The sequence below is a fragment of the Ruminococcus sp. RTP21198st1_G1_RTP21198_201120 genome (assembly GCF_040924265.1).
Taxonomy (GTDB): Bacteria; Bacillota; Clostridia; order Oscillospirales; family Ruminococcaceae; genus Hominimerdicola; species Hominimerdicola aceti.
In genome coordinates this window covers 33747-52649 of sequence record NZ_JBCOMH010000021.1, presented here as the reverse complement: position 1 = coordinate 52649, position 18903 = coordinate 33747, and the positions used below count along the sequence as shown (strand labels likewise).

Here is an 18903-nt window from a genome sequence, read left to right as displayed (position 1 = left end):
TTGGTGGGAACAACAGGGCTCGAACCTGTGACCCTCTGCTTGTAAGGCAGATGCTCTCCCAGCTGAGCTATGCTCCCTTTTAGCTGGTTTGTTGTTTTCAGGACTTTGTTTTGTTGTGTCCCTCACAACAGTATCTATTATACACTATCCCACCCTGTTTGTCAACACTTTTTTTGATATTTTTTATGTTTTGTATCATTTTACAATGCTAGTCCGATATTTTTAAAAACTTATGTGCATTTGCAACATCAGAGCCGCATTTTTTGCCTTGAAATGGGCTTTTTTCATCAGGCTTCCCTCAAAAAAAAATCCGCCGAGCCACACGCCCGACGGATAATTTTTTTCAAGAATTATTTTTTATCAAGCTGTTTTTTGAGCTTTTCCTGCTCCTGCTCCATAAGCTTCATAAGTTCCTCCAAGGAAGCTGACGCTGTCTTTGTCTGCTGTGCAGGCTTTGCCGCAGGTTTTGCCTTTGGCACAGGCTTTTTCTCAGGCTCAGGGGCTACAGTATCCTCAGTTGAAGCCGCCTCGTCAAGAAGCTGTGAAGCTCTCTCGTAGTAAGAACGGTCTATCTCAGCACGCTCTTCCTTTTCCGCAGGTCTTTCAAATATAGTTTCCTCGACCTCTTCTACTTCCTCGATAACTTCCTCCGTTTCAGCCTTCTCTTCACCCTCAGGCTCAGCCTTGTGGTGAGAAGCTATCTCGTCGTCAACGTGCTTGCGATGTTTTGCGATCTGCTCGCCCTCGTTCTCGCCGCCGAACAGGAAATCGTCAAGAGTAACGCTCTCTGCAGGTTCTTCCTCGTCATCGTCCTCTTCCTCATCATCTGAAGAATGAGTAGCGATAGCAATTATAAGCTCGATAACAACGAGCAGGAATATAGGAACAACAGCACACACTATCATGCCGAATGTTGACGACATAAACGTAAGCACCTTGCCTGCTGTCATGTAATATGTAGAAGCTACGCCCACAACGTTCTTTGAGCTTATCTCATAAAGCTTTGCAGGGTCTTTTTCCTGATAAACAGTGTAAACAACGCCGTTGTTATCGTCAGTTGAAGTGATGTCATAAAGCCAGAACACGCTTGTTCCAATATCAGGCACGTTCTCGCACACAACTGCCTCGCCTATCTTGTCTGTGCTAGGGGTCATGTTCGATGTGATAACAAGTGCGCCGTCAGGAACTCTGTCACCCATGCCGTCACCATTCATTATGTACAGGCTGTAGCCTGCAATGCTCGGTGTAACGTTCTTGTTTTTGAAAACACGTCCCACTCCCACAACTATAAGCATTTCCAGAATAATAAAAACAATAAAGAATATCAGCACGTTCTTGCCTGCTGATGACTTCTGCTTAGTAGCACTGCTCATACTAAAAATAACATTCCTTTCCAAGATATATCCAAAATATCATATTTTATCGCACTAATACATTTATTATATCACAAAGCACCGCAAATTTCAACACATTTGAGCATATTTTTTGCTTTTGAGAAAATTATTCATTTTTGTAAAGTATTATCGTGACAGTACACAGTTCGTCATTTTTTATGACCGCATATTTCGAGGTAGACCAATCTCCCCCAGCCTGACTGTATGCACGCCTCAGCACGTCAAAGATAACACCGCTATTCTCATCAAAGAGAGTATCCACAGCCTTGTCATACATTTCACTGTCAGCACATTTTAGCCTTGCATATCCACTGTCAGCCATTGCTTCCGCCACAGAACGGCACATCATCTGAACGACATCATCACCGCTTTGAGCATATAGACCGTTTCTTCTGTAATAATTTGCCCCCGAGGAAAATGCCTCAGGATAGTTCAAAAACTTGTTATCGTCCGCTGTATGGTCTTTTGCACACTCGGCGTCAGTGATGCCAAAATAGTCATAGCGGATATAGTCCTCCCCTGCATCTGTCACAGGATCGTCCCAAGTGAGGTCAACGTTCGTCCATTCACCGTCTATCATGACCTTATTCCACAAATGTGGCTGAACAGCTCCGCCGTCATAGGCTTTGCCTGCCACAGGTATGCACTTTATACCTGCCTTGGTACAAAGTATCTGCATTGCCTTTGCATACCCCTCGCACACAGCCTTACCCTCTACAAGACAGCCATATGCAGAATAGCAATTTTTTGCTGTATCGTCATAGTTGCACTCAAGAATTATGCTGTCATGGAAATACAGCACCTTGTCATAATCCGACCAGCCCTGCTCAATGCCTGCAAGTATCTCCCCGACCTTTTTATCCAGCTTTTCTTTCTCTGCCTGCGCTTCCTCAGCGGTCTTGTCATATGTGACCTCCACAGATGTCACATATCCATCTCCGTCAATGCAGATAGTATACTGTGAACCCATATAGTCGATATAAGGACACGCCGAAGTAAGCATGGAGATAAACGCACCGATATCGTCCTTGCTTATAACTCCCTCAGCCAGCTCCACAGAGCTTTCAAATTCGCTCAGCCCTTTGTAAAGCTGTGAAAACACACGTTTTTCGTCAGTACAAAGAAAATCGGCGATATACTCTGCCGTGTCAGGTATCTCAAGTGCCGTAAAGCTCTCATTTCTGCTGTCAAGCCCTGTTTCAGTATGTCTTTCCGAACTGGCTTCAACATACGCATGAGTGTTCACAAAAGTATTTTTTGAACGGTTTTTATTTTTCTCTCCCGTTCCGCCTAAACTGCACCCCGATGTGCAGATAAGCACTGCCGCTGTGAGTGCGGCGACCATTTTCTTTTTTTTCAATTTTTGTCCTCGATTTTTACACAAAATTCTGTCTGTATCTTTCAGCCCTTAGTCCGTGATCTCTTCATTATCTCTTTTTATCACAGCCCTGAGCCGTTCTATTTTCTTTTCATGTATCGACAGCACCTTAAACTCAACGTTTTCCCAATGCACTGTCACCTTTTCGTTATCCTCAGGCACATGGCCCAGCAGGTCCATAACGAATCCGCCTATAGTGTCATAATCCACCTCGCCGTGATACTCCTTGCCAAGAGCCTCCATAACGTCGTCAAACGCTGCTGTGCCTACCATATCATAGCAATCAGAAGATACTTTCTGTATCTCCTCCGTTTCATCATCATATTCGTCCTGAATACTACCCACGATAGTTTCAAGCAGATCCTCCATAGTAATGATACCGGCTGTTCCGCCGTAATCATCCACCACAACTGCTATCTGTGTCTTATCTTCAGTGAACTCTTTGAAAAGCTCACCACACTTGTTGCTTTCAGGCACAAAGGTTATATCTCTCATGAACTCCTTTACAGGACGTTCTTTCTTATCCTCTTCAAAAACCAGCCTGAGCAAGTCCTTTGCGAATATAACACCGCTTATGTTGTCGGCATTGTCGCAGTAAACAGGTATTCTCGAAAAGCCCTCGCCTATAACAAGCTTCACAGCCTCCGAAAGCGTGGAATTTTCTTCTATGGCAACCATTTCTGTGCGGTGTGTCATAACTTCACGAACTTCGATATCGTCAAAATCAAAAATGTTGCTTATCATTTCCGCCTGACTTTCTTCGATACCGCCAGTTTCGTTTACAGCGTCCACCATCATGAGTATCTCTTGCTCAGTGACAGAGTCTGCCTTGTTTGTGGACTTAACGCCGAACAGCCTTAAAATTCCTGCCGAAACCGCTCCGCTCACAGCAGCCAATGGGCTGAATACCGCAAGAAACACTTTGTATACGCCGCAGTTGTTTAAAATGAACTTCTCGCCCACCTTGCCTGAAATGCAAAGCTTTTTCGGTATGCCTATGCCAAAAGTGCATATAACAAGGGCAAGCAGACAGCTTATTATAACAAATGAACATATGCCGCTAACATAATACGGTGCCTGATAGTTAAAAAGCGTATAAAGCCCGTCAGAAATCGGCTCGTAGAAGAATATGACTCCCACCACCGAAACTACGATTATCATAATAGAACGTGCAATGAGGTTTGTTGCAACTACCCTGCCCGTTCTTTTCAGCAAAGCCACAAGCCTTATTGCCTTCGGGTCTTTGTCCTCCTCAGCCATTTTCTTTAGCTTTGCGTCATTGAACTCCACAGCCGCATTTTCGCACAAGGTAAGAAAAGCCATAAGCAATATTACCGCCGCACAAACACCTATTCCCGTCCACAGTCGCCCGACATCGTCCATAAAAAAAATACCGTCCCTTTCACATAGGCGAAAAAGCTCGCCTTTTTATCATATACTATTTATTATAGGCAACATATGCTCCTTTGTCAATAGATATTGTCACAATTTTTCACATTCTGCCTGAATTTCATATGGACAATTTTAGTTATGAAAAAAGCAGACGAGCCGCAAAGCCCATCTGCTTACATCAAACAATATTATTTCTCTGCCGCACCTATCTTGGAAACTGCGTCCCTAGTAGTGTTTACGTCCTTAAGGCTCTTTGTAAGCACCTCAGCCGCCTCAGAAAGCGACTTGTTAAGATTTTCAGAAAGTGCCTCACGGATAGCCTTGTCCTTAGCCTTAGCCTGCTCAACGATATCAGCCGCCTGCTTGTTAGCCTCTGCAGCTATCTGCTTTGCATAGTCAGCCGCCTGCTTGATGATCTCCTCCTGAGCCACAAGCTTCTTAGCCTCGTCCTTAGCCTTCTTTACGATCTCCTCGGCTTCCTTGTTGGCCTCAGTAAGGATATTTTTCTTATCTCTTGTCATATCCTTTGCACGCTTTATCTCACCCGGAAGGTTAAGTCTTATGCTGTCGATGTATTCACGCATCTGCTCAACATCGATCATTTTTTTCTGTGAAAACGGTACGCTTGAAGACTTGTCAAGCAGTTCGTCCATAAGTTCAAGTATTTCCTCTACCGTCATTTTAAACACCCTTTCATTACTGATCTATATTATTGGCAGGCTTATAGAGCCTGTCAGTGATCTTGCTCTGTATCTGTTTCGGCACAAAGCCTGTGATATCTCCGCCGAAGCTTGCGATCTCCTTTACAACGCTTGACGAAAGGAACATATTCTCTCCCGTAGTGGTGAGAAACACCGTTTCAGCGTCATTGTAAAGCTTTTTATTTGCAAGAGCCATCTGGAACTCATACTCAAAGTCAGACACAGCCCTAAGTCCCTTTACGATAGCATTAGCTCCTGTTTTTTGCAGATAATCCGCCAGCAGACCGTTATAACAATCCACCACCACATTATCAAGGTGCTTTGTGACCTCGATTATCATTTCCATTCTTTCTGTAGGTGTGAAAGCAGCCCTTGATTTATTAGCATTAAAGGACACCAGCACTATCACCTTATCAAAAAGCTTTGAAGCTCTGTCGATTATATCCAGATGACCCAGCGTAACAGGGTCAAAGCTTCCCGGGCAAACAGCGATACGCATCAATAGTCCACTTCTTTCATTGGTATCTTATAGACCGTCAAAGCGGTCTTACCGTATTTATATCTCTTATGAAGCTTAAGTCTGCCGTAGCTTTCTCCAAGCTCAAGCTCCTTTTCATGCTCGCACACAATGATAGCACCATCATTGAGCTTGTTCTCCACAAGCTCCAAAGCCTTTTCAACTATACCCTTTCTGTAAGGCGGGTCGATAAAAACTATATCAAGCCCGGCTTTGGCAACTTTAAGATATTCCAGACTATCCATGCAAAGCACACGGGATTCCTTATTGAAACCGCATGAATCCACATTATCCTTGACGATAGCCACAGCCTCAGGATTGCTGTCCACGAAAACGCAGTGACTAGCCCCACGGCTGAGAGCGTCTATACCCATTTGACCGCTGCCTGCAAAAAGGTCAAGCACCGAACTTGCTGGTACATCAAACTGAATAATGGAAAAAACAGCCTCTTTTACCATATCTGTGGTTGGTCTTGTATCCAACGACTCCAAAGTTTTAAGCTTTTTTCCTCTGCATGAACCTGTAATAACTCTCATAAAAAATAACTCCAAAATAAAAGTATACAATCATTATACTATATTAATTACCATTTGTCTAGACTATTCGCCGATATTTTTTTATTTTTTATACCACACACAAAAAGGGACTTCACAGTGGAAGTCCCTTTAGTTATTTTAATTACGTACTCTAAGAAACAAGTCCTCAGTTAAGATTACTTTCTCTTAGAAACTACGATAGCTGCACCTGCGAGAGCGATACCTGCAAGAGCGATACCTGCTGTTGCGCCTGTAGCTGCTGTTTTGTCAGAAGCTGCGCTTGAAGATGTAGCATTTGTTGTGCCTGTTGTACCAGTCTTTGAAGAAGTTGTTGCGGCTGTGCTGTTAGCCTTTGAATCAGTCTTGCTGTCAGACTTAGAATCTGTCTTGGAATCATCCTTTTTGCTGTTTGAATCTGTGCCAGAAGTAGCAGGAGCAACAGGAACAGCGTTAGCAGCCCATATCCAGCCCTCGTTTGTTGAGCCGTCATCGAACTTCTGAGCCTCAGCGTTTACAGTACCTGACTGAGCGATAGAAATTGTGTAAGAGCCGTCGCCGTTGATAGCAGTATCCTGGCAGTCAACGTTTGTGTCGAATCCACCTGCGCCACCTGCGATACCTACGCACTTGTTAGGGAAGTAAGCTGGCTGTGCAACCTTATCCTTTTCTTTGTCATCTGGATTTCTGAAATCCCAAGTGCCGTCAGCTTGGAAAGATACACCAGCATTACCTGTTGTGTCACCAAGACCTTCAATTGTGAAGTCAATAGTGATGTACTCACCAGCGCCTGCTACAGTGTAGTCAGTGATCTCTGATGTGAACTTGCTGTTCCACTTGTTGATGATCTGGAAGCAGAGCTTGTCTGAATCAGACTTGCCAGGAGCAGCACTTACGTTAAACTCCTGTGAACCGATCTTTACCTTAAGATCCTTACAAGTAACGACCTGACCATTTACAAGAGCCTCATCGTTATCGTTGTACTCACATGGGATATCTGTAGCGATGAACAGATAGTTGTAAGCTGTTGAATCAGCTGCGAAAGCTGTTACTGCCATAGCTGTTGTAGCTATAGCTGCTGCAGCCATGCCTGCGAAAATCTTTGTAAGTTTCATTTCTAAAACTTCCTTTCTTAAATAACTTTACTTACATTGTACTTTATTTTCCGAAAAAATTCAATCGGCCGATTTACCAAATATGATAACGTTTTCTTATGCAATCACAACAATTTGTACTATTGATTTTTAGAAGTATAGCCCAATTTTCGCACTTTACAAAACTTTTTTATCTTATGTAAAAATACTAAACCGTCATTTATCAAGCTTTTTCTTCTGCACCTTTCCAGTCATTTTCAGCACGATACCTCTAGGAGCAAATTTAGCCCCTGCATAAAGTGCCTTTATAGACTTCTCAGGGATAATGATGAGCTTTCTGCCGAACATTCCCTCAAGAGCCTTTTTTGCACAAAACTGTGGTGTTATGGAGCTTACGCCGAACTTGCAGTTTGCAACGTCATTGAACTCCGTATCCACAGGACCCGGGCATACCGCACAAACGTGTACCCTGCTGTTTCTCGCCCTCAACTCCTCATATATTGCGCTGGTAAGGCTCACAACATAAGCCTTTGAAGCATAGTATGTTGCCATCATCGGGCCGCCGTACATAAGCCCTGCCGAGGAAGCTATATTCATTATATAACCCCTGTCAGCGGCAACAAAGTCTTTCAAAAACAGCTTTGTGAGCATATGCACCGCTGTAACGTTGGTGTCTATCATTTTAAGCTCAGTGTCCAGAGGAAGCTTGTCAAAGCTGCCCACTGCACCAAAGCCTGCGCAGTTCACAAGCACTGATATCTTCTCGTTCTTTGTTTCCTCATAAAGCCGCAGACATTCTTCCCTGTCGGAAACGTCGCAAACTATCACCCTTGTATTGTCACCAAGCTCCTCCGCAAGCTCTCTGAGCCTTTCCTCACGTCTTGCGCTGAGTATCACACGAAAACCCCTTGCAGATAGATCTCTCGCTATCTCTCTGCCAATTCCCGAGCTTGCGCCTGTTACCAAAGCCGTCTTAGCCATTTATATCATCCTCCACCCTTTTCAGGGATATTATTTGATTTTTGTCATATCAGTATATCACATTAGTATCACCCTGTCAAGTGTAAGAAAGATGTAAAATACGCAGAAAAGCATCGCAAAAAACTGAATAAAAATGTCAAAATCTCTTGACATTTACTTTAAAGTATGGCATAATGTTAATATAATTTTAAGAAATAGAATAAAATTAAACTGAGAAATCAAAGAACAAAGAACAAGGAGATAAAAAATTATGAGTTGTACCCTTTGCATACTTGCCGCAGGTCTTGGAAGTCGCTTCAAAGGCGGCATAAAACAGCTTGAACCTTTCGGACCAAACGGCGAGATAATAATGGATTATTCTATCTATGACGCCGTTGAGGCAGGCTTTGACAAGGTCGTATTCATTATAAGAAAGGATATCCGTGATGCCTTTGATAAAATGATAGGCGACCGTATCTCAAAATACGTCAAGATAGATTACGTTTATCAGGAGCTTGACTGTCTTCCGGAGGGCTATTCCGTACCTGAGGGACGTGTTAAGCCGTGGGGTCACGGTCACGCAGTCTGCTGTTGCAAGGGCGTTATAAATGAGCCTTTCGCAGTAATAAACGCTGATGATTTTTACGGCAAGGAAGCTTTTGTGAAGCTCCACGATTTTCTCTGCAATGAAAACTCAGATCGCAAAAAGCTTCATCTCGGCATGGCAGGCTTCATACTGAAAAACACTCTAAGCGACTTCGGAGCAGTGAACAGAGGCGTCTGTGAAGTGAAAGACTCTATGCTCACAGACGTTGTTGAAACCTACAATATCCGCCGTGAGAATGACGGCAAGGTCTATTCAGGCAAGGAAGAAACAGCCGAGCTTGACGAGAACTGCTATGTGTCAATGAATATGTGGGCTTGCCCTGACGGCTTTATAGATAAGCTCAATGGTATGTTCACAGACTTTATGAAAGAAAATAAAGACAGCCTGACAGCGGAGTTTCTCCTTCCTGCGGGTATAGACACAATGATAAAAACAGGAGTTGCAGACTGCAAGCTTCTGGAAACTCACGATAAGTGGTTCGGCGTTACATATAAAGAGGATAAGCCAACCGTTAAAGCCGATATCGCAAAGCTTATAGAGGCTGGCGTTTATCCTGAAAAGCTTTGGAAATAAAACTTTTTCAAACAAATAAAACAGAATAATTTGTCAACAATAAGTCGGGCAGAACAAATTCTCCCGACTTTTTTGCGTCTGTTTGTAAAAAGTGAAGAAAATCCTTAATTCGACTAAAAAGCACTTGAAAAAGGCTGTAAAATGTGTTATGATAATCTTTGAAACGGATCTGCATTTTTGCAGGTCAGGAGAGATAATATAAGAGGTAGTATAATGGAGAGCCAACACGGTAGCAATTTGAAAAATATAAGAAAAAAAAGAGCCACAGCACAGCAAAGCATAGTGTCATTGAGTTGTCTTGTGTGCATAGCATTTGCGGCAATATGGGGCTTCCATGCAGGAAGCGGCAACAGCAGGGCTGTGGAAGCAAAGAAGATGTCAGCTTCAAGCTCTGTGGCAGAGAACGAAAGCTCCGAGAGCAATGCAGACAACTCTTCTCAGGCAGAAAGCATGGTCGATGAGAGTAGCATAGATGAAAGCCTTACTGACAGCTCAGTTACCCATGATGACGCCGACGACCTTTCCGACGCAGTTTTCATAGGCGACTCACGAACAGTTGGTCTGCAAAACAACTGCGATAAACCAAAAGCAACGTTCCTTTGCTCTGTGGGAATGCACATCGACACCGTTATGACAGACCAGAACATCACCCTTTCAAACGGCAATGCAGGAACTGTTATCGACGCTCTTGGAGAAAGACAATATGGCAGAGTGTATATAAACCTCGGCACTAACGAGCTTGGCTGGCCTTATATCGACACCTTCAAGGATTATTATACACAGCTTATCACAAAAATTCAGGAGATACAGCCTGACGCTGTTATCTATGCTGAATCTATCCTCCCTGTAACAGCTTCAAGAAGCTTGCAGGGCGACGCCATAAATAACACAAATGTAGCCACATTCAATCAGGCTATCTCAGAGGTGGCACAGCAGACAGGTATAAATTATCTTGACTGTACCTCCGCTGTAGCAGGCGCAGACGGCACTCTTCCGGAGGAAGCCTCCTCAGACGGAATACACCTTATGAGTGAATACTGCGACAAGTGGCTCAACTATATAATCGACAACACATAAGAAAGGAAAGAAAAATTATGAAAACAAAGAAGATACTCTGCACTCTTATGGCAGTTATGTGCATAAGCACAGCAGCACTTACAGGCTGCGGTTCAGACTCTGACAGCAGCACAGCAAACTCCGCAAATTCAGCGGCAGCCGCTCAGACAAACGAAAGCGTTGACGTAACAGCCGTTGCGGACAAGCTCAAGGACGGCATAGAGTTCAAGGACGAGCTTGCAGAGCTTGACGAAGCAAAGATAGAAAAGATAATCGGCATATCAGCAGACAGCTATACAAAGGCTAAGGTCTATGTAAGCTCATCAGGAGGAACAGCCGAGGAGATAGACTGCTTTGAAGCCAAGGACGCAGACAGTGCAAAGGCTATCGCAGATACACTTACAGCAAGAGTCGAAAGCCAGAAAAAGGTTTTTGAAAACTATGTCCCTGAGGAAATGACAAAGCTTAATGACCCTGTTCTTGTAACCAACGGCAATTATGTTTACCTCTGTCTTTCAAACGATAACGATAAAGCAAAAGAGATAATAGGCTAGGAGTAATAAATATATGCTTTTTTCAAGTACAACATTTCTGTTCGCTTTCCTGCCTATTGTACTGATAACGTATTATATCGTCCCACGCATAACACGCAATCTGGTGCTGTTTATCTTCAGCCTTGTGTTTTACGCATGGGGCGAACCTGTTTATATCGTCCTCATGATAGCTTCCACTATCGTTGCGTATATAACAGGACTATTGGCAGACAAACAGCGTAAAAACGCAAAAAAATACACTCCGCTCATCGCAATGATAGGAGCGGTGGTGTGGAACATCGGGCTTCTTCTGTTTTTTAAATATACCGACTTTTTCATCGGTGCGGCAAACAGCATTTTCGGCACGCAGATAAAGGCCTTGGGTCTTGCCCTCCCTATCGGTATCTCATTCTACAGCTTCCAGACCCTTTCCTACGTTATCGACGTTTATAAGGGCGAAGTAAGAAGTCAGAAGAACTTCCTTGACCTTGCCACCTATGTTGCCCTTTTTCCACAGCTTATCGCAGGTCCTATCGTAAGATACATCGACGTTGCGGAACAGCTCAAAAAGCGTAACGAGAGCATAGAGCATTTTGCACAGGGCGTGTGGAGATTTTCCATAGGTCTTGGCAAAAAAGTCATTCTCGCAAATACTATCGGCGAGCTTTTCGACACTATCTCAAACTCAGCGCAATCCGAACTGAGCGTTGCCGCAAGCTGGCTTGGCATAATAGCCTATACCTTCCAAATATACTTTGACTTCTCAGGCTATTCCGATATGGCAATAGGTCTTGGCAAAATGTTCGGCTTCGACTTTCTCGAGAACTTCAACTACCCTTACATCTCCACCTCTATCACAGACTTCTGGAGACGCTGGCATATGTCACTTTCAAGCTGGTTCAGAGATTATGTCTATATCCCACTTGGCGGTAACCGCAAGGGCAAAGCAAGACAGTGCCTTAACATCATGATAGTATGGTTTCTCACAGGCTTCTGGCACGGTGCAAACTGGAACTTTATGCTATGGGGTGTGTACTTCGGTGTGATACTCCTATGTGAAAAGCTTTTCTTGGGCAAAGCCCTGAAAAAGATACCTGCATTTTTCCAGCACCTCTATGCACTTCTTTTTATAGTCATAGGCTGGGGAATATTCTCCTATGAAGATTTCGGCAAGCTCACACAGAACTTCAAAAATATGTTCGGTGCTGGGGGACTTCCTCTCATAAATCACCAAACAGTGTTCTGGCTCACACAGTATGCAGTAACAATAGTGATACTTGTGATAGCTTCAACACAGCTTCCAAAAAAGCTTTGCCTTAAGCTTCAGATCAAGTGTCCTGAGATATGCGGCTGTATACTCCAGCCGCTGTGCGCATTAACACTTTTGGCAGTTTCCACCGCCTACCTTGCAGGTAATTCATTCAATCCGTTCCTGTATTTCAGATTTTAAAGGAGGACGGCAGATATGAAAAAACAACTTAAAAACTATATTATGATAGTGTGCTTTCTGCTGTTCATATTTGGCTTTTCAGTGGCAAGCTTTATTTCCGAGGACCGTGAATTCTCAGAAAATGAGAACCGCTATCTCCAGCAAGCCCCTGAATTTTCATGGAAAAGACTTGAAAAAGGCGAGTTCACTTCCGATATCGAAAGCTATATGTCCGATCAGATATTTATGAAAGACCAGCTTGTGAGTCTTAAAACAGTCACCGACCGCACGCTTCTGAAAAACTATCAGAACGGTGTATATTTCGGCAAGGATGGCTATTATCTCCAAGACTATCAGGAAAACAGACCTCTTATCGAGAAAAATATAAGCTGTCTTAACGATTTTGCTGACAACCTTGATAAATCCGTCGACGTAAGCTTTCTTCTTGTGCCGAATGCAGTTTCCGTTATGTCAGACAAGCTCCCTGCGGTCACACAGACCGACGATCAGCTTGAAAGCAAAAAGTATATAAGCTCTATCCTCAGCGACAGGATAAACCTCTGCTTCCCATATGACCAGCTCAAAGACGCCGCAAAGTCCACGCAGGTTTTCTATAAGACCGACCACCATTGGACCGCCGAGGGCGCAAAAGTGGGATTTGACGCACTTATGACAGCCATGAATGAAGATATCCCACAGGCATCCTACAATATAGAAACTGTAAAGGACTTTCATGGCACACTTTATTCAAAAGCCCCAACAGACTTCTCCGCTGCTGACGAAATGCACTTCTACTCAAACCCTGACAACAGCGTAAAGGTAAATTATGTTCAAGAAAACAAACAAACAGACACCCTTTTTGACGATTCATTCAAGACCAAAAAGGATAAATACTCCACATTCATGGGCGGAAACTTTGCCCTCACGGAAATAGAGACAAACGGTGAAAACGACGAACACGTCCTTATTATAAAAGACAGCTATGCAAACACCGTCATGCCGTTCTTTGCCGACAAGTATAAGCACATCACAATGATAGATATGCGTTATTACCACATCATGGATAAGACCGTCAGTGAGTATGTAAAAGATAACGGCATAACAAAGGTCATTTTCCTTTATAATATGGACTTTGTGAACACCGATAACAACTTCATATGGCTTGAATAATTCAGCAACAATTAGGGGCGGCCATTGGTCGCCCGCTATTTTTATCACACCCATACAACACACAGAAAGAAGGACTTACAATGACACTTACCCCCTACAAAAGAAAAGCCTTTTATTATGAAACAGACCGCATGGATATAATCCACCATTCAAATTACGTCCGCTGGCTTGAGGAAGCCCGTGTTGACCTTATGGAACAGCTTGGCTGCCCTTTCCACGAAATAGAGGCAAGAGGGATAGTTTCCCCAGTGCTCTCCGTGGAAACACACTATAAATATCCCGTCCGTTTCGGAGACGAGTTTGAAGTGCGCTGTAAGCTGTCAAAGTTCAACGGCTGTGCCTACGAGCTTGACTACGAGATCTTTGACCTTACCACTCAGAAAACAGCCTGCCTTGCCCACACCTCCCACTGCTTCACCAACCCCGACCTTAAGCCTGTAAGACTAAAAAAACATTATCCCGATATCTACGAGAAATTCCTATCCGCATATCAGGCAAGTGAAGAATAAGCAAAAAAATGTACAGCTCCCGAGTTTCTTCTCAGGAGCTGTACTTTTGTGTAAAAAATGACAGACGTGACCTGTCACGAAGAAAGCAATCCGTCAACGCCCTCACGCCACTTTTCAAAGCTGCACAAACCAAGCTTTGCCCAGCGACATTCCGAGCATAGTATATCAAATACCTTTTTATCCATTTTGCTTCTCAGCCTTGTCAGCGCACTGCGATAATTCTCTACTGAGTGACATTCTATCTCAGAAAGTCTGCAAACCTCACTGTCTTTCTGTGCCACCGTTCCACCACAGCCGTCAAGCAAACAACCGTCCTCCGTCCTGTTTGGGCAGTGCTGACATATCATATCTCCGCTGCACACAAACCGCACCGCAGTGTCCTCGCTCTCCAATCTGTCTTTCACAGACTGCATATTCACCGAAAAACCGTCACTGTAGCCTTTCCCCTGAAAAAGCGGCAGGCACAGCAGATGATGAAATCTAAGCTCAGGCTCTCTTGTAAGCATAGCAACCTGTCTTTGCAAGTCTGCTTACAAGCTCGATGCTGATAAGGTAAGCAGCAACAACAGAGATAACGTCCTTTACAAGATAAGGAACAGAAACAAGAAGGATAGACTTGCCAATAGAGATATTAGCAACGATAGCGTACTGGATAGCACCGAGCAGGTGGTCGCAAGCAAGACCTGCGATACCAAGCACGATAGCGATGACCTTACCGCTTATCTTGTCAGAGCAGAACTTTGCGCCAAGACCGCAAAGAAGAGCCATAACGATAAATCCGTAAATGAATCCACCTGTATACCCTACGATAACGGAGAAACCGCCTGACCAGCCTGCAAACACTGGCACACCGATAGCGCCCAGCAGACCGTATACCAGTGCAGAGACCGCACCGCCCTTCCAGCCAAGGAAATATCCTGCGAGAGCCACAGCAAAAGTCTGGAGCGTAACAGGAACGTGAGTAGGAAGCGGAATAGTTATCTGCGAAAGCACAGCGATTATAGCCGTCATAACTCCGATACCGACTATTTGTTTTGTTTTGTTTTTAGCATTGTTATTCATTGTAAACCTATCCTTTACTTTTTATTTGACAATTAATATTGTATCACATACCAAGTCCATTGTCAACCAAAAATATTTATTTCGGTATACAATTATAAGGCATCGGTAAACGATAGTTTTATACAAATTTAATAACAAACAGCGAAAACACGGCATTGCCCTTCCGAATGGGCTGTCGCATTTCGGTGAAACAGAAATTGAGCCAAGCCCCTACAGTTTATTCGGGCAACTTCATACCACCGCAAAATCGCTACGCTCTTTGCGGATTTACATTTTGCTAAGGGATAGGGAAAACGGTGCAGATTTTGTACTCCGATACTACATCTATATAAAGCACAACTTCTGCGTGCTTTTTCTCATTAAATCTGCACCTAGTCGGCTGTCGCCGATTGAGGCTTTGCCTCAAACTTCACAAGGGACTCTGTCCCTTGACCCTGCAAGCCCTCTAGCGCCGGGCTTGAGCCTGCGTTTTATCTCTCGCTACGCTCGGTGCTGTCTTTTACTTCGTACTTGAGCACTACTCTGTTCAGCTTTGCCAATTCCTCATTCCTCACTCCTCATTCCTCACTCCTCATTCCTCACTTCCCCTTGTGCATTTTGCCCTTAAATCCTACTAAATTGATAGAATTAATATCAGTTTTCACAAAAATGCGAAAAATCATCTTAAACCTATTGACATTCCTCTATGGGTGTGGTATAGTATAGATACGCTAAAACATACTAAACGACTAGGATTAATATGAATTTGAAATGAGGCGTTGAAAATGAGTGTAAAAATACTGAAACTGAAAACAGCGTACGATTCACGAATGTGTATATGCTGTATGTGTTGCTGTTAAAATCAGCATAAAGTTCAGTAACAAAAAATTTTTATCGGATTTAAAAAAACATTAATTTAATGAAAGAGGTAATTTAAAATGAGCGCAATAAACGAAAGAAATCTTAAATTTGAAACACTCCAGCTCCACGTTGGTCAGGAAACAGCAGACTCTGTAACAGACGCAAGAGCCGTTCCTATTTATCAGACATCATCATACGTTTTCCATAACTCACAGCATGCCGCTGACAGATTTGCTCTTAAGGACGCAGGCAACATCTACGGCAGACTTACAAACCCAACTGAGGACGTTTTTGAAAGACGTATCGCAGCTCTTGAGGGCGGCACAGCAGCTCTTGCAGTTGCATCAGGCGCAGCAGCAGTAACATACGCTATTGAGAACGTAGCCCTTGCAGGCGACCATATCGTAGCTGCAAAGAACATCTATGGCGGCACATATAACCTGCTTGCACACACTCTTGTTGATTACGGCATCACAACAACATTTGTCGATCCGCTTGACCCAGCTAACTTTGAAAAAGCTATCAAGGAGAACACAAAGGCTCTCTATATCGAAACTCTTGGCAACCCTAACTCAGACGTAGTTGATATTGAAGCTATCGCAAATATCGCACACGCACACAATATCCCACTTCTCGTTGACAGCACATTCGCTACTCCATATCTCGTAAGACCTATCGAGTACGGCGCAGATATCGTTATCCATTCTGCAACAAAGTTTATCGGCGGTCACGGCACAACAATCGGCGGAGTTATCGTTGAAAGCGGCAAGTTTGACTGGAAGAAATCAGGCAAGTTCCCACAGCTCACAGAACCAAACCCAAGCTACCACGGCGTAAGCTTTGCAGACGCAGCCCCTGGCGCAGCATTTGTAACTCGTATCCGTGCGATCCTTCTTCGTGATACAGGTGCAACACTTTCACCTATCCACGCATTCATCTTCCTGCAGGGTCTTGAAACACTGTCTCTGAGAGTTGAACGTCATGTTGAGAACGCACTTAAGGTAGTTGACTTCCTTAACAAGCACCCAAAGGTAGAAAAGGTAAATCACCCTTCAGTATCAGACGATCCAAGCCAGCAGGCACTTTACAAGAAGTATTTCCCTAACGGCGGTGGTTCTATCTTCACATTCGAGATAAAGGGCGACGCAAAGACAGCTCAGAACTTCATCGACCACCTGAAACTCTTCTCACTCCTTGCAAACGTAGCAGACGTTAAGTCACTGGTTATCCACCCAGCATCAACAACACACGCAGAGCTTAACGAAGCAGAGCTTGCAGATCAGGGTATCAAGCCAAATACTATCAGACTTTCTATCGGCACAGAGCATATCGACGATATCATCTACGATCTCAGCGAAGCATTCGACGCTATCTAATAAAAACCTTGCCATTACGGTTTTTACCTAAAAATACAAACCTCAATATAGAAACGGCTGACAGGCGAAAAGCTTGTCAGCCGTTTTTGTACCCATAAAAAAAGCAGGGCAACAACAAGCCGCCCTGCTCCATAAAGCAAAAAGTCAGAAAAAAATCCTTCGCCACAAGGCGATACCTTAATTCCTCACTCCTAACTCCTCACTACTTCTCCAGCTCAGAGATCTTATCCACTCTCCTCTGATGTCTGCCACCCTCAAACTCCGTTTCAAGGAAAACGTCCACCAGCTCGATAGCCAAGCCTGCCCCCAGCACTCTCGCACCAATGCAAAGCACATTTGCGTCATTATGCGCTCTTGTATACTTAGCAGAGAAATAGTCTGAACAGCAAGCCGCTCTTATTCCCTTTATCTTGTTTGCGCTCATTGACATTCCAATACCAGTTCCGCATATGAGTATTCCCATTTCGTATTCGCCCGAAGCCACTTTCTCGCAAACTTCCTTTGCCTTGTCAGGATAGTCCACTTTCTCTCCTGCCTGAATACCAAAATCAGTGTATTCCACACCCTTTTCGTCCAAATGTGCCAATATCTCCGCCTTAAGCTCAGGACCTGCATGGTCACAGCCAATAGCAATTTTCATATTAATTTCCTCCTATTTATCCCTATGTGCCTTATCCTTTTCCGCCTTTGTAGCCTGCAAATATGATACCTCCAGCCTGTCCGCCGAAACCATTATCTCAGGCTGAGCCTCCACCGCAAGACACAGTGACGAAGCCCTCTGCAGCCTGTTCACATAGCTTGCAAGCTGAACATTTTCGTTGTCAGCGAAATATTTCGCCTTTATCTCTGCCGCACAGTCACCCACAAGCATTGTTTTTTCAGAAAACTCTCCCGAAAAAACTTCCTCTTCAGGGCAAACTCTGTCAGCGGATATCCTCGTGATAACGCCGTTTTTGCACTGAAACTCGCCTGCGTAAACTATCTTAGGCCTTGCCCTCATAACAGAAATTATCCTGCCCTCAAAATCTATGCAGTTGTACGCCAGCGAAAGCAGAGTGGAAACTCCTGCGCTTTTTAAACTCTCACAGCCAAAGCACATTCCCTTTACAGCCGCCACGCCTATCCTAAGTCCCGTGTAAGACCCCGGACCCTTTGCAATAGCCGCACAGTCAAGGTCAGCGTAAGTAAGCCCTGTTTCCTCAAGAGCCTGCTTCACCATAGGCAATATCACCTGCGAATGAGTGAGCTTTGTGTATACAGACTTCTCCCAAAGAAGCTTCTCTCCGTCCGTCACCGCCACTGAAGCGACCTTTCCGCTTGTGTCAATAGCTAATATCTTCAAATCTATCATCTCCCTCAGGTGCAGTTATGCTTATCTCCCTGCTGTCCTCGTCAATGCGCTGAATATCTATCCTCAAAGCGTCCTCAGGAAGCTCCTCAGCAATATTCTCCGACCATTCCACCGCAAGCACAGTGTCTTCGTCCATGTAGTCAAAAAAGCCTGTAGTTTCCAGATCGTCCGCCGAATTTATGCGGTACATATCAAAGTGTATAAGGCTGAGCCTGTCCCCACGGTATTCGTTCACCAGTGCGAACGTGGGCGAAGTCACCTCGTCGCCAAGTCCCATGCCAATAGAAATTCCCCTTGTAATAGTAGTCTTTCCTGCACCAAGACCACCGCTGTAAGCGATAAGATCGCCGCCTTTCAGCCGTCTGCCTATCTCCTCACCCAAAGCGATAGTTTCCGCCGCAGATGATGTTTTGTATACCTTTGTCAAC

20 protein-coding genes and 1 tRNA gene are annotated in these 18903 nt (G+C 44.2%); 7 read left to right on the top strand and 14 right to left on the bottom strand.

Annotated features, from left to right (window positions below; genetic code table 11):
- Position 1 precedes the first annotated feature (1 nt).
- The 9 genes from AB5627_RS12730 to AB5627_RS12690 all read right to left on the bottom strand — a co-directional run bounded on the left by AB5627_RS12730 (position 2) and on the right by AB5627_RS12690 (position 7990).
- Positions 2-77 (bottom strand) — tRNA-Val (locus tag AB5627_RS12730).
- A 273-nt stretch (positions 78-350) separates the two neighbouring features.
- Complete coding sequence (locus AB5627_RS12725; RefSeq protein ID WP_117957727.1) at positions 351-1373, bottom strand: hypothetical protein; 1023 nt, start codon at positions 1371-1373, stop codon at positions 351-353.
- Positions 1374-1500: 127 nt separating this feature from the next.
- Complete coding sequence (locus AB5627_RS12720; RefSeq protein ID WP_022288086.1) at positions 1501-2754, bottom strand: transglutaminase domain-containing protein; 1254 nt, start codon at positions 2752-2754, stop codon at positions 1501-1503.
- Between the two features lie 48 nt (positions 2755-2802).
- Positions 2803-4155 (bottom strand): hemolysin family protein, encoded by a 1353-nt coding sequence (locus AB5627_RS12715; protein WP_022288085.1) that lies wholly within the window; start codon positions 4153-4155, stop codon positions 2803-2805.
- A gap of 197 nt (positions 4156-4352) precedes the next feature.
- On the bottom strand, positions 4353-4844 hold the full coding sequence (locus AB5627_RS12710) for a hypothetical protein (protein ID WP_022288084.1): 492 nt from the start codon (positions 4842-4844) through the stop codon (positions 4353-4355).
- Positions 4845-4860: 16 nt separating this feature from the next.
- Positions 4861-5364, bottom strand: a complete 504-nt coding sequence (coaD, locus tag AB5627_RS12705; RefSeq protein ID WP_022288083.1) for a pantetheine-phosphate adenylyltransferase — start codon at positions 5362-5364, stop codon at positions 4861-4863.
- Entirely contained in the window at positions 5364-5918 is a 555-nt protein-coding gene (gene rsmD, locus AB5627_RS12700) for a 16S rRNA (guanine(966)-N(2))-methyltransferase RsmD (RefSeq protein WP_022288082.1), read from the bottom strand. Before rsmD ends, coaD begins: the two co-directional genes overlap by 1 nt.
- 176 nt (positions 5919-6094) lie before the next feature.
- Positions 6095-7030: an NPXTG-anchored protein gene (locus AB5627_RS12695; RefSeq protein ID WP_022288081.1), complete on the bottom strand. Its 936-nt coding sequence runs from the start codon at positions 7028-7030 to the stop codon at positions 6095-6097.
- Between the two features lie 195 nt (positions 7031-7225).
- Complete coding sequence (locus AB5627_RS12690) at positions 7226-7990, bottom strand: SDR family oxidoreductase (protein WP_022288080.1); 765 nt, start codon at positions 7988-7990, stop codon at positions 7226-7228.
- 250 nt (positions 7991-8240) lie between these two features.
- Here AB5627_RS12690 and AB5627_RS12685 point away from each other — a divergent pair, with 250 nt between their 5' ends.
- The 6 genes from AB5627_RS12685 (at position 8241) to AB5627_RS12660 (ending at position 13846) form a co-directional block, all read left to right on the top strand.
- Complete coding sequence (locus tag AB5627_RS12685) at positions 8241-9149, top strand: hypothetical protein (protein WP_022288079.1); 909 nt, start codon at positions 8241-8243, stop codon at positions 9147-9149.
- 213 nt (positions 9150-9362) lie between these two features.
- Positions 9363-10226, top strand: a complete 864-nt coding sequence (locus AB5627_RS12680) for a GDSL-type esterase/lipase family protein (protein WP_022288078.1) — start codon at positions 9363-9365, stop codon at positions 10224-10226.
- 17 nt (positions 10227-10243) lie between these two features.
- Entirely contained in the window at positions 10244-10759 is a 516-nt protein-coding gene (locus tag AB5627_RS12675; RefSeq protein ID WP_022288077.1) for a DUF4358 domain-containing protein, read from the top strand.
- 13 nt (positions 10760-10772) lie between these two features.
- Positions 10773-12188, top strand: a complete 1416-nt coding sequence (locus AB5627_RS12670; protein WP_022288076.1) for an MBOAT family protein — start codon at positions 10773-10775, stop codon at positions 12186-12188.
- A 15-nt stretch (positions 12189-12203) separates the two neighbouring features.
- Positions 12204-13337, top strand: a complete 1134-nt coding sequence (locus AB5627_RS12665) for a DHHW family protein (protein ID WP_022288075.1) — start codon at positions 12204-12206, stop codon at positions 13335-13337.
- A gap of 80 nt (positions 13338-13417) precedes the next feature.
- Entirely contained in the window at positions 13418-13846 is a 429-nt protein-coding gene (locus tag AB5627_RS12660; protein ID WP_022288074.1) for a thioesterase family protein, read from the top strand.
- A gap of 74 nt (positions 13847-13920) precedes the next feature.
- On the opposite strand, the gene AB5627_RS12655 is transcribed toward AB5627_RS12660, so the two are convergent.
- Complete coding sequence (locus AB5627_RS12655; protein ID WP_022288073.1) at positions 13921-14352, bottom strand: DUF1284 domain-containing protein; 432 nt, start codon at positions 14350-14352, stop codon at positions 13921-13923.
- On the bottom strand, positions 14333-14908 hold the full coding sequence (locus AB5627_RS12650; RefSeq protein ID WP_022288072.1) for a biotin transporter BioY: 576 nt from the start codon (positions 14906-14908) through the stop codon (positions 14333-14335). The genes AB5627_RS12655 and AB5627_RS12650 overlap by 20 nt, the downstream gene beginning before the upstream one ends.
- Positions 14909-15825: 917 nt before the next feature.
- Here AB5627_RS12650 and AB5627_RS12645 point away from each other — a divergent pair.
- The gene (locus tag AB5627_RS12645) at positions 15826-17124 is read left to right on the top strand and encodes an O-acetylhomoserine aminocarboxypropyltransferase/cysteine synthase family protein (protein WP_022287991.1); all 1299 of its coding nucleotides are present in this window, start codon (positions 15826-15828) and stop codon (positions 17122-17124) included.
- Between the two features lie 202 nt (positions 17125-17326).
- Here the strand turns inward: AB5627_RS12645 and rpiB are convergent, their stop codons facing one another.
- Genes rpiB through tsaE form a run of 3 tightly spaced genes read right to left on the bottom strand, consistent with a single transcriptional unit; the run spans position 17327 to position 18902 of the window.
- On the bottom strand, positions 17327-17764 hold the full coding sequence (gene rpiB / locus AB5627_RS12640; protein WP_022287992.1) for a ribose 5-phosphate isomerase B: 438 nt from the start codon (positions 17762-17764) through the stop codon (positions 17327-17329).
- A gap of 12 nt (positions 17765-17776) precedes the next feature.
- Positions 17777-18466: a tRNA (adenosine(37)-N6)-threonylcarbamoyltransferase complex dimerization subunit type 1 TsaB gene (tsaB, locus tag AB5627_RS12635; RefSeq protein ID WP_022287993.1), complete on the bottom strand. Its 690-nt coding sequence runs from the start codon at positions 18464-18466 to the stop codon at positions 17777-17779.
- Positions 18447-18902 (bottom strand): tRNA (adenosine(37)-N6)-threonylcarbamoyltransferase complex ATPase subunit type 1 TsaE, encoded by a 456-nt coding sequence (gene tsaE, locus AB5627_RS12630; protein WP_022287994.1) that lies wholly within the window; start codon positions 18900-18902, stop codon positions 18447-18449. Before tsaE ends, tsaB begins: the two co-directional genes overlap by 20 nt.
- Between the last annotated feature and the right edge of the window lies 1 nt (position 18903).